Origin of the sequence: Citrobacter sp. Res13-Sevr-PEB04-36 (genome assembly GCF_015672735.1) — a bacterium.
Lineage (GTDB): Bacteria > Pseudomonadota > Gammaproteobacteria > Enterobacterales > Enterobacteriaceae > Citrobacter.
Genome location: NZ_JADABY010000077.1, coordinates 44,900 through 57,768, shown reverse-complemented (window position 1 = coordinate 57,768; position 12,869 = coordinate 44,900). Strand labels below are relative to the sequence as shown.

The following is a 12,869-nucleotide window of genomic DNA, read 5'->3' as shown; positions in this document are numbered from 1 at the left end:
GTGAAGTGATTCACATCCGCCGTGTCGATGGAGGCGCATTATAGGGAGTCGACTCAGGAAGACAAGCGGAAAAATGCATTTTTGTTTCAACCGCTCACCTTTTACCCACAACGCTTACTTTTGCTGCTTTTTTATCGCCAATGGCAGGTCAGCGAGGCTATTTATCACTAAATCAGCCGCATTTTCTGCTTCTGGCGTGACAGGCTTGCCGGTGCGCACCAATACCTTGGTCCCAACGTTAGCGGCTGCCGCCGCCTGCATGTCTTCTATTTTGTCGCCTACCATATAGGAAGACGCCATATCGATGTGCAGGAACTCTTGCGCAGAGAGAAGCATTCCCGGATGCGGTTTACGACAGTCGCAAACCTGGCGGTACTCTTCTACAGATCCCTGCGGGTGATGCGGGCAATAGTAGATGCCATCCAGATCAACGTCACGATCGGCCAGCGACCAGTCCATCCACTCCGTCAGCGTTTCGAATTGCGCCTCGGTAAATTTACCGCGAGCAATACCCGACTGGTTAGTCACGACGATAAGCGCATAGCCCATCTGTTTAAGTTCACGCATGGCATCAATAACGCCGTCGATAAACTCGAACTCGTCGATCTCATGTACATAACCGTGGTCCACATTAATGGTGCCATCACGGTCGAGAAAAATTGCAGGTACAGTCTTTGCCACCTTTTATAGCTCCTGAATAAGGCATGTTGCTCTAGTATCGCATGTTTCGGCAGTCAAGAAAGTGCTCATCGTGCAAAGCCAGATTGATTTAGACGTCTGGATGCCTTAACATCCATCTTATTAACGACGTCGACCGTACCAGACAGACGAAAATGCCACGGCTAACTTAATTACGATAATAAATAACCAATGATTAAACTTTCGAATATCACCAAAGTGTTCCAGCAGGGGACGCGCACCATTCAGGCACTGAACAATGTCAGTCTGCATGTTCCTGCCGGACAGATTTATGGCGTTATTGGCGCCTCAGGCGCCGGTAAAAGTACGCTCATCCGCTGCGTTAACTTACTTGAGCGCCCAACCGAGGGCAGTGTACAGGTCGGCGGTCAGGAGCTCACCACGCTTTCTGAATCCGAACTGACCAAAGCTCGCCGTCAAATTGGCATGATTTTCCAACACTTTAACCTGCTATCTTCCCGCACGGTATTTGGTAACGTCGCGCTTCCGCTGGAGCTGGACAACACACCAAAAGAAGAGATCAAACGTCGCGTTACGGAACTGCTGGATTTAGTAGGTCTTGGGGATAAGCACGACAGCTATGCCGCCAACCTTTCGGGTGGACAGAAACAGCGTGTCGCTATTGCCCGTGCCCTGGCAAGCCAACCGAAGGTATTACTGTGCGATGAGGCCACCAGCGCGCTCGATCCGGCAACCACTCGTTCGATTCTGGAATTGCTGAAAGACATTAACCGCCGTCTTGGGTTAACCATCCTGCTGATTACCCATGAGATGGACGTCGTAAAACGTATTTGTGACTGTGTAGCGGTTATCAGTGATGGTGAACTGATCGAGCAGGACACGGTGAGTGAAGTGTTTTCACACCCAAAAACCCCGCTGGCGCAGAAATTCATTCAATCCACGCTGCATCTGGATATTCCAGAAGATTACCTGGAGCGTTTAAAAGCAGAGCCAGAAGCCGACAGCGTCCCGATGCTGCGCATGGAATTTACCGGCCATTCTGTCGATGCCCCACTGCTCTCCGAAATCGCTCGCCGCTTTAATGTGAACAATAACATTATCAGCGCGCAGATGGATTACGCTGGTGGCGTCAAGTTCGGCATCATGCTGACTGAAATGCACGGCGCACCGGAAGATACACAAGCGGCCATCAACTGGCTGCAGGAACACCATGTAAAAGTAGAGGTACTGGGTTATGTCTGAGCCGATGATGTGGCTGCTGGTTCGCGGCGTATGGGAAACGCTGGCAATGACCTTTGTGTCCGGTTTTTTTGGCTTTGTGATTGGCCTGCCCGTCGGCGTACTGCTGTACGTCACGCGTCCGGGGCAAATCATCGAGAACGCGAAGCTCTATCGTACGCTATCAGCACTGGTCAATATTTTCCGTTCCATCCCGTTCATTATACTGCTGGTGTGGATGATTCCATTTACCCGCATGATTGTCGGCACCTCCATCGGTTTGCAGGCCGCTATCGTCCCGCTAACCGTGGGTGCCGCACCGTTTATTGCCCGTATGGTAGAAAACGCGCTGCTGGAAATCCCTACCGGGCTGATTGAAGCCTCGCGAGCGATGGGCGCTACGCCGTTACAGATCGTGCGTAAAGTGTTACTCCCAGAAGCGTTGCCGGGCCTGGTGAATGCGGCAACGATCACACTGATTACCCTGGTCGGTTATTCAGCAATGGGCGGGGCAGTCGGTGCAGGCGGCCTTGGGCAGATTGGCTATCAATACGGCTACATTGGATACAACGCTACCGTGATGAATACAGTACTGGTATTACTTGTCGTTCTGGTTTATTTAATTCAGTTATCCGGCGATCGCATCGTCCGGGCGGTCACGCACAAGTAACGTTGCACACAACACAGAAAAACTCATTAAGAAAAGGAAATAAGCATGGCGTTCAAATTCAAAACCTTTGCGGCAGTTGGAGCCCTGATCGGTTCTCTGGCACTTGTGGGTTGCGGTCAGGATGAAAAAGATCCAAACCACATCAAAGTGGGCGTTATTGTTGGCGCAGAGCAGCAGGTTGCCGAAGTCGCGCAGAAAGTGGCGAAAGAAAAATACGGTCTGGACGTTGAACTGGTCACGTTCAACGATTACGTCCTGCCTAACGAAGCGCTGAGCAAAGGCGATATCGATGCCAACGCCTTCCAGCACAAACCGTACCTGGATCAGCAGATCAAAGATCGCGGTTACAAACTGGTTGCTGCAGGCAATACGTTTGTTTACCCGATTGCTGGCTATTCCAAAAAGATCAAATCACTGGATGAGTTGCAGGAAGGTTCTCAGGTAGCCATTCCAAACGACCCGACTAACCTCGGCCGTTCCCTGCTGTTGCTGCAGAAAGTGGGCCTGATCAAACTGAAAGACGGCGTTGGCCTGCTGCCAACCGCGCTGGACGTTGTTGAAAACCCGAAAAACCTGAAGCTGGTAGAGCTGGAAGCACCGCAACTGCCGCGTTCACTGGACGATGCACAAATCGCCCTGGCGGTTATCAATACCACCTACGCCAGCCAGATCGGCCTGACCCCGGCAAAAGACGGTATCTTTGTTGAAGATAAAGACTCCCCGTACGTAAACCTGATCGTGACTCGCGAAGACAATAAAGATGCTGAGAACGTGAAGAAATTTGTTGAGGCGTATCAGTCTGACGAAGTTTACGAAGCGGCAAACAAAGTCTTTAACGGCGGTGCTGTTAAGGGCTGGTAGTTTTAGGCTGTTTCCAGAATCTGTAATATCATCAGGACGGGCGCTTGCCCGTCTTGTCATTTATGCAAGCACCTGATTCAATATCTGACGTTTAGATCATTCATTGAGGAAATATTATGCGTGCTTTACCGATCTGTTTAGTAGCACTCATGTTGAGCGGCTGTTCTATGTTAAGCAGATCCCCTGTTGAACCCGTTCAAAGCACCGCGACCCCGCCGAAAGCGGAGCCAGAAAAACCAAAAGCGCCGCGTGCCACACCGGTAAGAATTATTACTAACGCTGAAGATCTGGTCGGTAAACCGTTCCGCGATCTGGGCGAAGTCAGCGGTGAATCCTGTCAGGCATCAAACCAGGATTCCCCTCCGAGCATTCCAACCGCACGCAAACGCATGCAGATTAATGCGTCTAAAATGAAAGCGAATGCGGTATTGCTGCACAGCTGCGAAGTGACCAGCGGAACACCAGGTTGCTACCGTCAGGCGGTTTGTATCGGTTCTGCACTAAATATTTCAACGAAATGAGCCATTTTCAGTTCGAGCAAATAGGCGTTATCCGCTCTCCCTATAAAGAAAAATTCGCCGTTCCGCGCCAGCCTGGTCTGGTGAACAGCGCCAACGGCGAACTACATTTGCTCGCACCGTATAACCAGGCCGATGCCGTTCGCGGCCTGGAAGCATTCAGTCATTTGTGGGTGATTTTTGTTTTTCACCAGACAATGGAAGGTGGATGGCGGCCAACCGTGCGCCCTCCCCGACTCGGCGGCAACGCCAGAATGGGAGTCTTTGCCACACGCTCGACCTTTCGCCCTAATCCTGTCGGCATGTCACTGGTCGAACTGAAAGGCATTGTTTGCCACAAAGAGAACGTCATCCTGCAATTGGGCAGTCTGGATCTGGTCGACGGAACCCCGGTGGTCGATATCAAGCCCTACCTGCCATTTGCTGAAGCACTGCCTGATGCCACCGCCAGCTATGCACAGCATGCGCCAGAGGCGGAAATGGCTGTCGGTTTCACCCCTGAGGTTGAGCAACAACTTCTGATGCTAGAAAAACGTTATCCGTTGCTAAAAACATTTATTGGTGAAGTGCTGGCACAGGACCCGCGTCCTGCGTATCGTAAGGGTGAAGAGACAGGCAAAACGTACGCCGTCTGGCTACACGATTTCAATGTGCGCTGGCGCGTGACAGCAGAGGGTTTCGAAGTCTTTGCGCTCGAACCCCGGTAATTTCACGCCCTTCTCTTTTGACATCCCTTACTCGCTGGTAAACTAAACCACTTTTTTTGTGTCAGGCTCGCGTTGAGCCTGTTCGATCGTTCAACTGGAACCGTAACAACATGCGTACTAGCCAATATCTGCTCTCCACTCTGAAGGAGACACCTGCCGACGCCGAGGTTATCAGCCACCAGCTGATGCTGCGCGCCGGGATGATCCGCAAGCTGGCCTCCGGGTTATACACCTGGCTGCCGACCGGCGTGCGCGTCCTGAAAAAAGTCGAAAACATCGTGCGTGAAGAGATGAACAACGCCGGTGCTATCGAGGTGTTAATGCCGGTAGTTCAGCCTTCTGAACTATGGGAAGAGAGCGGCCGTTGGGAACAGTACGGCCCGGAACTGCTGCGTATTGCTGACCGCGGCGATCGTCCATTCGTACTCGGCCCAACGCATGAAGAAGTGATCACCGACCTGATCCGTAACGAGCTCAGCTCTTACAAACAGCTGCCGCTGAACTTCTACCAGATCCAGACTAAATTCCGTGACGAAGTACGCCCACGTTTCGGCGTCATGCGCTCCCGCGAATTCCTGATGAAAGATGCATACTCTTTCCATACGACGCAGGAATCTTTGCAAGAAACCTACGACGCAATGTATGCCGCGTACAGCAAGATCTTCAGCCGTATGGGTCTGGATTTCCGTGCGGTACAGGCTGACACCGGTTCTATCGGCGGTAGCGCCTCTCACGAATTCCAGGTACTGGCGCAGAGCGGCGAAGATGACGTCGTGTTCTCTGACAGCTCCGACTTTGCTGCCAACATTGAATTTGCAGAAGCCGTAGCGCCAAAAGAACCGCGCGGCGCCGCCACGCAGGAAATGACGCTGGTCGATACGCCAAACGCGAAAACCATCGCTGAGCTGGTTGAGCAGTTCAATCTGCCGATCGAAAAAACCGTGAAAACCCTGCTGGTGAAAGCGGTCGAAGGCAGCAGCTACCCGCTGGTGGCATTGCTGGTTCGTGGCGATCACGAGCTGAACGAAGTCAAAGCAGAAAAGCTGCCGCAGGTTGCCAGCCCACTGACCTTCGCCACCGAAGAAGAAATTCGTGCCGTAGTCAAAGCGGGTCCGGGTTCTCTCGGTCCGGTGAACATGCCGATCCCGGTAGTTATCGACCGCACCGTTGCGGTAATGAGCGATTTCGCTGCCGGTGCCAACATCGACGGTAAACACTATTTCGGCATTAACTGGGATCGCGATGTCGCAACTCCGGAAGTGGCTGACATCCGTAACGTGGTCGCCGGCGACCCGAGCCCGGACGGCAAAGGCACACTACTGATTAAACGCGGTATCGAAGTGGGTCACATCTTCCAGTTGGGTACCAAGTACTCTGAAGCAATGAAAGCTTCCGTTCAGGGCGAAGATGGTCGTAACCAGATTCTGACCATGGGCTGCTACGGTATCGGGGTGACTCGCGTTGTTGCTGCCGCTATTGAACAGAACTTTGACGATCGCGGCATCGTATGGCCGGACGCCATCGCACCGTTCCAGGTGGCGATTCTGCCGATGAACATGCACAAATCCTACCGCGTACAGGAACTGGCTGAGAAGCTTTACGCTGAGCTACGCGCGCAGGGTATCGAAGTGCTGATGGACGATCGTAAAGAACGTCCAGGCGTGATGTTTGCCGATATGGAACTGATCGGTATTCCGCACACCATCGTGCTGGGCGACCGTAACCTCGACAACGATGATATCGAATACAAATACCGTCGTCACGGCGAGAAACAGCTGATTAAAACCGGCGACATCGTCGACTATCTGATTAAAGCCATTAAAGGCTAATACCAGCAAAAGGCCCTGATCATCAGGGCCTTTTTTTCATCGATTAATTACACCCTTTACCGGGTATAAACTTCGCATCTTTATCCGCCATCAGCGTTTTCACCTTCTCGCCCGTGTCCGGGTTCGCCTCCTGCGTGAAATGTCCTTCAAGGGTCAGCAAGACAGATTGCCCCGTTTCCGCTCGTGCCGATAAATAGTCGCGTTCAAGTTGGGCATTATTCGCAACCGGCATACGCTTGCCCGTCGCACAGTCGGTAAAGATAGCCGCATCCGCCATATAGAAATACATCCCGCGCATCGGCATTGGCGTGACGGGCAAGCTGGCTGAGACCGGCTCAAGGGTATAGTTGAACTGCGACTCGATCGAATTACCTTCACGATCGAGCATTTCCAGCGCCTCGCCTTTTGCCCGGTAGTAAGATTTTTCACCTTTGCTGTCGGTCAACACCAGCTTATCCGCCGTGCGGGCCCAGGTGCCATAAGAGGCAAAGGAAGACGGCTCATCCCGTACGCCCTGATAGCGTTCGTTCATCACCCATGTCCCGTCTTTTTCCAGGAACAACGAGGTTTCAATCCCTTCGCAGTCGGCGCAGGGCAAGATACCACGCCAGCTTTGCTGCATTGGTTTTAATTCTGCCGCCCGCGTCGGCTGTAATGCTTCGACCTCAGTACGATTATTACAGCCGATCAAGGAAAAGAGCGTACATGCAGCGATGACTGACAATATTGCTGTTTTCACTATGAATTTTCCTTATGATTTTTTTATTCCTGTTCGTCAGTCCTGCGAGCGACGAACTTTCCCACGCAGCGCCTTCACTGTGGATTTTTGCGCCTTCGATGACAACCGGCGCTCTTTCGAGGCGCGCGTAGGGCGGGTTGCCTGTCGGCTTTTTTGCACCGCGGTTAATTCTTTAATCACCTGCACCAGGCGGGCCAGGGCAGCTTCCCGATTAAGCTCCTGGCTGCGGTATTCCTGCGCCTTGATGATGATGACACCATCTGCTGTGATCAGATGGTGACTGGCTGCCAGCAGGCGTTCCTTGTAATACTCTGGCAGGCCAGAGGCCCGAATGTCAAAGCGCAAATGAATGGCCGTCGAGGTTTTGTTAACGTGCTGTCCGCCCGCACCCTGTGCCCGGATAGCCGTGATTTCCAGCTCATTATCAGGGATAGAGACGTTTCGGGAGAGTACAATCATCAACGTTGCTGCCACGCGGTCAGATGAATTTCCAGATTGTTCTGAGAGTCTGACAACCAGATGGCCCCATCCTGGATAGTCGCCTGTAATGTCATGGTACGGCCGGCAAAATCGCTCAGTTGTGCCAGTTGCTCGTCATCCAGATACCAGACGGATAGATTAGCAAATTGAGCACACTTGCTCTGGTTTTGCTGCCACCAGATTTGCGCCGCACGGCTGTTATAGGTAAATAGGGCAACTTCCGCAGACTGAGTACAGGCTTTCTTTATACGACGTTCATCCGGCAGGCCGAGCTCAATCCATAAATCAATATCCAGATGATCGTTACGCAGCCATGCTTCCGGCTCATCTTCCGCACTCAAGCCCCGCGTAAACTGCAACCGCTCATTGGCATATTTAATCCATGCCAACAGGCGCAGCATCATGCGCTCCTGGGTTTCAGAAGGGTGACGCGCCAGCGTCAATGCCGCATCAAGAAACTGGTTGCGGTCAAGATCCGCCACGTTGACAACGGCTTTATAAATTGTCGCTTTAAGCGCCATGAGAGAACTCCTTTCGAATCAGGCGCACATTGTAGCGAAAACTGCGCCAAAAGGCTGCTAACCGCACCTATCAAGGCGCTGATATTGCTTGAATGAGTATGGTATAGTCACCTTGCTAAACAGAGTTTATCTTCGTAGGCTTAGACTTGCATCCACGGTTAAGTCAGAGTACTGACAGGAGGGCATGTGGAAAAATATTGTGAGTTAATACGCAAGCGGTACGCGGAAATCGCCAGCGGAGACTTAGGGTATATCCCGGATGCGCTGGGTTGCGTATTGAAAGTACTGAATGAAGTGGCGGCAGACAGCGCCCTTTCAGAGTCGGTCAGAGAAAAAGCGGCCTATGCTGCCGCGAACTTACTGGTGAGCGATTATGTCAATGAATGAAACGTATCAACCCATTAACTGTGATGATTACGACAATCTTGAGCTCGCCTGCCAGCACCATTTATTACTGACACTGGCGCTAAAAGATGGCGAAGTTCTGCAGGCGAAAGCCAATGACCTGGTTTCACGCAAAAATGTGGAATATCTGGTTGCAGACGTCTCAGGTGAATCACGTGAGCTTCGTCTCGACAAGATTGCCAGCTTCAGCCATCCGGAAATCGGAACCGTGGTGGTTAGCGAGTCATAAACCATTTTGCCTGATGGCGGTGCAAGCACCTTACCTGACCTACTCTCCATGCGAAATGTAGGCCTGATAAGCGCAGCGTCATCAGGCATGCCATACCAGATTCACGCCTTCTTCCCCTTCCGCCAGTCCTTCCCGCGTTACAAAGACACCGGCTGCCGCAATCAGCGTTTCACCGTAAAACAGTAACGGCGTGGTATCGCGTCGCCAGGGCGGGATCCCCTGCTCCTGCCATATTTTTTTGAGTTTACGCCCACCGTTACGCCCGACAATGTGCAATAACCCGGGCGCTTTAAAGCGAATACTGACGGGTTCATCCATACGCGGTATACGCAGTTTGCCAGCGGGAAGTAACTGTAATTCTCCCAGCCCGGCTGGCAACTTCAGCGGCGTTTGCCAGCATGACCACGGGATCACCCGGTCACTTTGCCCGGCAACAGATTTAATCCACCACAGCTGTGACTGATAGCGGCGGATTTCGTATTCACCAACGCACAAGCGCGGCACGGCATCTTCTCGCGCCAGCGCCACTTCCTGCCAGATCCGCTCCAGTGCATCCCGGGAGGGCATCGGTGCATTCAGTCCAGCTAGCCAGCGACGAAGCAACGCCGCACGCCGTACATCACTCATCGTCATTAATGGCGCTAGCTGCAAGGTGCCTTGAGCGGTGACACACCCCGCTAAATCATTGGCGAGTAGCTCATCCAGTAAGCTTTCCTGCTCGGCACACAGCGCCGCACTACGAGCCGTTGCCTCAGCAAAGTGCGACCAACGCTGTTGCAGTTGCGGGATAATACGTAGCCGCAGGAAATTGCGATCGTAGGCATCATCCTGATTACTTTCATCTTCAATCCAGCGTAGTCCATACTTCAACGCCCAGCGTTCAAGCACGTCACGCGTTTGCGCCAATAGAGGGCGAATAAGTTGGGTTCCAGCAAACGGAGAGCATTCCCCCATGGCGGAAAGCCCGGCAGGACCACTGCCGCGCTTAAGCGCCAACAGAAAAGTTTCACACTGGTCATCCAGATGCTGGGCGGTCATCAGCACTTCACCTGGCAGCAGCGCCCGGGCAAAAGCCTGATAGCGCGCCCGCCGGGCCTGCGCCTCTATCCCCATCCCGCCATCCTGAAGATGCACCCGCTCAACCACCAGCGGCACCTGCCATTGTGCACAAACCGATTCGCAGTGTGTCACCCATTCGTCTGCGTGCGGACTCAACCCATGGTGGATGTGAATAGCACGAAGGGCGACGTCGGGGTGCTGTTTTCGCCACAGCATCAACTGATGCAAAAGCACGGTCGAGTCGAGGCCGCCGCTAAAAGCCACCAGGATACGGGGAGAAGTCAGAAGTGAAGTGTTCAGCGTGAGTGTCGTCATGATGATTGCTTACAAGGGTATTGCCCGGCACGTTACCGGGCTGCGGTCACAATGACAAGCCTTACAGCTCGTACAGTTCAAGCGGTAATCCGTCTGGATCGTTGAAAAAGGTAAAACGTTTACCGGTAAAGGGGTCGATACGTACCGGCTCACATTTCACATAATGACGTTCCAGATGGGCTATCGCCTTTTCCACATCATCCACGCTAAATGCCAGGTGGCGTAAACCGCAGGCTTCCGGTCGGCTGGGACGGCATGGTGGAAACGGAAAAGAAAAAAGCTCAATCACGTACTGCCCGTTCAGCGCCAGATCGCCTTTCCAGGAATCACGCTCTTCCCGATAGGCCTCGCTTATCAGCATAAAGCCCAGAACATCACAGTAAAATGCCTTACTCACCGCGTAATCCATCGCAATAATGGCAATATGGTGAACCTGTTTTAATCCCAGCATAGCGTCTTGGCCTCTTTAGTTTTCTTTTCGCACGTTACTCGTCCGCAGTCAGTTCCGGCAAGTTGTTATGCCATTTTTAAGACTCTCACACGGTACACGCCGTCCTCGCCCAGTTTAGCGCCATGAATATCCGTGTCGAATCCAGGGTAATGATGGCCAACAGAACACAGCATCAGCAGGAAATCGAGCACCGACCGGCTTTCTTCGGTGATCATTTCCCCCGGCATCAGCAGCGGTACACCAGGAGGATAAGGCAGGATCATATTTGCAGAAACACGCCCCACCAGTTGATCGAGCATCACCGTCTCTGCTTCACCTTTGATCTGCCGCTGCCAGGCCTGATGCGGCGTCATTTTCATTTCAGGCAGGGTGTCAAATGCCCGTAGCATTAGCCCGGAGAGATCGTGTTGGCGGATCAGATTGTGGATCCCCTGTGCCAGATCCTGAATACGCATATTGCGATAGAAATCCGGATCTTCAGCATACAAATCTGGCAGCATATTCTTCACACGCAAATTCAGATCGTACGAACGTTTGAACTCTGTCAGCCCGCGCAGCAACCCCATCGCCCGGGTTTTATCAATACCAATGCTGAACAGAAATAACAGATTATACGGACCCGTTTTCTCCACCACGACACCACGTTCGTCGAGGAATTTCGCCACCAGCGCCGCCGGGATCCCTTCGTCGCTCATGTTTCCCTGTTCATCCATCCCCGGCGTCAGAATAGTCACTTTCACCGGGTCGAGGAACATGTGGTCGGCGTCGGCATCGGTAAACCCATGCCAGTCTTCACCCGGCGCAACGGGCCAGCATTCCGCTTCATCCACCTTTTCCGGCTGCCAGATATCAAAGAACCAGCCGTCCGACTCTTCCCGCAGTCGCTGAACTTCTTTGCGAAAATGCAGCGCACGCTCAACGGAGCGATTGATTAAGCGCTTGCCCGAGTTGCCGCGCAGCATTGCCGCTGCCGTTTCTATTGACGCGACAATCGGATAACTCGGCGACGTCGAGGTATGCATCATAAAGGCTTCATTAAAGGTCTCTTCATCGTAGTCACCTTTAATGTGGATCAGAGATGCCTGAGACAGCGCCGCTAGCATCTTGTGGGTAGACTGCGTTTCAAAGATAACTTTGCCCGGCACCCTTTCACCGCTCATGCCGCTTTTCCCCTGATAGATTGGGTGAAAATGGGTGTATGGCACCCAGGCCGAGTCAAAGTGGATAGAAGGTACATCCAACGTCTGTTTGATCCAGTTGGTGTTATACAGCAGACCGTCGTAGGTGGAGTTGGTGATCACCGCATGTACTGGCCACTGGGCCTGGACGGTCTCTCCGACTTTACGTTCAATACTCTCGCAGGTAAATTCACGCTTAGGTATGCCACCAAGAATTCCCAGCGCATTACGCGTGGGTTTCAGCCAAATGGGCACCACGTCACTCATCATCAGCAAATGCGCCAGTGATTTATGACAGTTGCGATCGATCAGTAACGTACTTCCGGTCGGGGCTGCATACATACCGACAATTTTGTTCGACGTCGAGGTGCCATTCGTCACCATATAGCTCTGCTCAGCACCAAAGGTGCGGGCGATATACTCTTCGGCCTCCAGGTGCGGGCCGGTATGATCCAGCAGCGATCCCAATTCGGTCACGGAAATGGAGACGTCGGCCTTGAGCGTATTGCCGCCAAAAAAGTCATAGAACAGGCAGCCCACCGGGCTCTTTTGGTACGCAGTTCCCGCCATATGCCCCGGTGTACAGAAGGTATACTTCCCTTCTTTCACGTAGGTGAACAACGCCTTGGTAAACGGCGGAGTGATATTATCAAGGTACTCATTGGTGTACTGGCGAATGCGGGTGGCAATATCGTCAGACTGGCCTAGAGCATACTCGAAAAACCACAGCGCCATGCGCAGGTCGTGTGCGCTGACATCCATCGTCGAATGGGTATTGATAAAGGCGTACAGCGGGAGATATTCGTTAAGCTGGTTGATATCGCTACACAGCTCCAGGCTGTATTCATCCCAGTCAAAAATGACACCACAAATTCGCGGGTTGTGCTCAATAAATTTCAGCAGGTCGACACTATTCTGCGGCCAGATAATCTGGAACCCCTGCTGCTGTAACGCACGTTCAAGTTCCTTGATGGGCTCATCTTTATAAAAGACGCCATGCGGTCCCATGATGGCAATGATATTCATGCA

The 12,869-nt window shown here is 52.6% G+C and carries 15 protein-coding genes; 8 read left to right on the top strand and 7 right to left on the bottom strand.

Annotated elements, in window-relative coordinates:
- Positions 1-114 precede the first annotated feature (114 nt).
- The gene (gmhB, locus tag IMQ48_RS21880; protein ID WP_196210640.1) at positions 115-681 is read right to left on the bottom strand and encodes a D-glycero-beta-D-manno-heptose 1,7-bisphosphate 7-phosphatase; all 567 of its coding nucleotides are present in this window, start codon (positions 679-681) and stop codon (positions 115-117) included.
- A gap of 189 nt (positions 682-870) precedes the next feature.
- Here gmhB and metN point away from each other — a divergent pair, with 189 nt between their 5' ends.
- From metN to proS, 6 genes are all read left to right on the top strand, one after another.
- Positions 871-1,902 carry a methionine ABC transporter ATP-binding protein MetN gene (gene metN, locus IMQ48_RS21875; RefSeq protein ID WP_196210639.1) on the top strand — a complete coding sequence of 344 codons (1,032 nt, stop codon included), beginning with the start codon at positions 871-873 and terminating at the stop codon, positions 1,900-1,902.
- On the top strand, positions 1,895-2,548 hold the full coding sequence (locus tag IMQ48_RS21870) for a methionine ABC transporter permease MetI (protein WP_003018471.1): 654 nt from the start codon (positions 1,895-1,897) through the stop codon (positions 2,546-2,548). The genes metN and IMQ48_RS21870 overlap by 8 nt, the downstream gene beginning before the upstream one ends.
- Positions 2,549-2,593: 45 nt before the next feature.
- Positions 2,594-3,409 carry a methionine ABC transporter substrate-binding lipoprotein MetQ gene (metQ, locus tag IMQ48_RS21865; protein ID WP_196210638.1) on the top strand — a complete coding sequence of 272 codons (816 nt, stop codon included), beginning with the start codon at positions 2,594-2,596 and terminating at the stop codon, positions 3,407-3,409.
- Positions 3,410-3,525: 116 nt separating this feature from the next.
- Positions 3,526-3,930: an Rcs stress response system protein RcsF gene (gene rcsF / locus IMQ48_RS21860; protein WP_196210637.1), complete on the top strand. Its 405-nt coding sequence runs from the start codon at positions 3,526-3,528 to the stop codon at positions 3,928-3,930.
- Positions 3,927-4,634 (top strand): tRNA (N6-threonylcarbamoyladenosine(37)-N6)-methyltransferase TrmO, encoded by a 708-nt coding sequence (gene tsaA, locus IMQ48_RS21855; RefSeq protein WP_196210636.1) that lies wholly within the window; start codon positions 3,927-3,929, stop codon positions 4,632-4,634. The genes rcsF and tsaA overlap by 4 nt, the downstream gene beginning before the upstream one ends.
- A 110-nt stretch (positions 4,635-4,744) precedes the next feature.
- Positions 4,745-6,463, top strand: coding sequence for a proline--tRNA ligase (gene proS, locus IMQ48_RS21850; protein WP_137399687.1), 1,719 nt, complete (start codon positions 4,745-4,747; stop codon positions 6,461-6,463).
- 43 nt (positions 6,464-6,506) lie between these two features.
- Here the strand turns inward: proS and nlpE are convergent, their stop codons facing one another.
- Genes nlpE through IMQ48_RS21835 form a run of 3 tightly spaced genes read right to left on the bottom strand, consistent with a single transcriptional unit; the run spans position 6,507 to position 8,203 of the window.
- Positions 6,507-7,205, bottom strand: a complete 699-nt coding sequence (gene nlpE, locus IMQ48_RS21845; protein WP_196210642.1) for an envelope stress response activation lipoprotein NlpE — start codon at positions 7,203-7,205, stop codon at positions 6,507-6,509.
- A gap of 33 nt (positions 7,206-7,238) precedes the next feature.
- On the bottom strand, positions 7,239-7,661 hold the full coding sequence (gene arfB / locus IMQ48_RS21840) for an alternative ribosome rescue aminoacyl-tRNA hydrolase ArfB (protein WP_196210635.1): 423 nt from the start codon (positions 7,659-7,661) through the stop codon (positions 7,239-7,241).
- On the bottom strand, positions 7,661-8,203 hold the full coding sequence (locus IMQ48_RS21835; RefSeq protein ID WP_196210634.1) for a YaeQ family protein: 543 nt from the start codon (positions 8,201-8,203) through the stop codon (positions 7,661-7,663). The genes arfB and IMQ48_RS21835 overlap by 1 nt, the downstream gene beginning before the upstream one ends.
- A gap of 186 nt (positions 8,204-8,389) precedes the next feature.
- Between IMQ48_RS21835 and IMQ48_RS21830 the strand changes: the two genes are divergently transcribed.
- Together IMQ48_RS21830 and rof are read left to right on the top strand one after the other, a co-directional pair.
- Complete coding sequence (locus tag IMQ48_RS21830) at positions 8,390-8,590, top strand: YaeP family protein (RefSeq protein WP_196210633.1); 201 nt, start codon at positions 8,390-8,392, stop codon at positions 8,588-8,590.
- Positions 8,577-8,837 (top strand): Rho-binding antiterminator, encoded by a 261-nt coding sequence (gene rof / locus IMQ48_RS21825; protein WP_096758223.1) that lies wholly within the window; start codon positions 8,577-8,579, stop codon positions 8,835-8,837. The genes IMQ48_RS21830 and rof overlap by 14 nt, the downstream gene beginning before the upstream one ends.
- A gap of 81 nt (positions 8,838-8,918) precedes the next feature.
- Here the strand turns inward: rof and tilS are convergent, their stop codons facing one another.
- The 3 genes from tilS to ldcC form a co-directional block, all read right to left on the bottom strand.
- The gene (tilS, locus tag IMQ48_RS21820; RefSeq protein WP_196210632.1) at positions 8,919-10,211 is read right to left on the bottom strand and encodes a tRNA lysidine(34) synthetase TilS; all 1,293 of its coding nucleotides are present in this window, start codon (positions 10,209-10,211) and stop codon (positions 8,919-8,921) included.
- A 61-nt stretch (positions 10,212-10,272) separates the two neighbouring features.
- The gene (locus tag IMQ48_RS21815) at positions 10,273-10,662 is read right to left on the bottom strand and encodes a VOC family protein (RefSeq protein ID WP_196210631.1); all 390 of its coding nucleotides are present in this window, start codon (positions 10,660-10,662) and stop codon (positions 10,273-10,275) included.
- A 65-nt stretch (positions 10,663-10,727) separates the two neighbouring features.
- The gene (ldcC, locus tag IMQ48_RS21810; RefSeq protein ID WP_196210630.1) at positions 10,728-12,866 is read right to left on the bottom strand and encodes a lysine decarboxylase LdcC; all 2,139 of its coding nucleotides are present in this window, start codon (positions 12,864-12,866) and stop codon (positions 10,728-10,730) included.
- Positions 12,867-12,869 lie beyond the last annotated feature (3 nt).

Excerpts from the sequence above, each read along its gene's own strand:
- IMQ48_RS21870 (WP_003018471.1), top strand. The coding sequence starts at position 1,895 with ATGTCTGAGCCGATGATGTGGCTGCTGGTTCGCGGCGTATGGGAAACG.
- IMQ48_RS21835 (WP_196210634.1), bottom strand. The coding sequence starts at position 8,203 with ATGGCGCTTAAAGCGACAATTTATAAAGCCGTTGTCAACGTGGCGGAT.
- tilS (WP_196210632.1), bottom strand. The coding sequence starts at position 10,211 with ATGACGACACTCACGCTGAACACTTCACTTCTGACTTCTCCCCGTATC.
- arfB (WP_196210635.1), bottom strand. The coding sequence starts at position 7,661 with ATGATTGTACTCTCCCGAAACGTCTCTATCCCTGATAATGAGCTGGAA.
- ldcC (WP_196210630.1), bottom strand. The coding sequence starts at position 12,866 with ATGAATATCATTGCCATCATGGGACCGCATGGCGTCTTTTATAAAGAT.
- metQ (WP_196210638.1), top strand. The coding sequence starts at position 2,594 with ATGGCGTTCAAATTCAAAACCTTTGCGGCAGTTGGAGCCCTGATCGGT.
- proS (WP_137399687.1), top strand. The coding sequence starts at position 4,745 with ATGCGTACTAGCCAATATCTGCTCTCCACTCTGAAGGAGACACCTGCC.
- rof (WP_096758223.1), top strand. The coding sequence starts at position 8,577 with ATGTCAATGAATGAAACGTATCAACCCATTAACTGTGATGATTACGAC.
- rcsF (WP_196210637.1), top strand. The coding sequence starts at position 3,526 with ATGCGTGCTTTACCGATCTGTTTAGTAGCACTCATGTTGAGCGGCTGT.
- tsaA (WP_196210636.1), top strand. The coding sequence starts at position 3,927 with ATGAGCCATTTTCAGTTCGAGCAAATAGGCGTTATCCGCTCTCCCTAT.
- IMQ48_RS21815 (WP_196210631.1), bottom strand. The coding sequence starts at position 10,662 with ATGCTGGGATTAAAACAGGTTCACCATATTGCCATTATTGCGATGGAT.
- metN (WP_196210639.1), top strand. The coding sequence starts at position 871 with ATGATTAAACTTTCGAATATCACCAAAGTGTTCCAGCAGGGGACGCGC.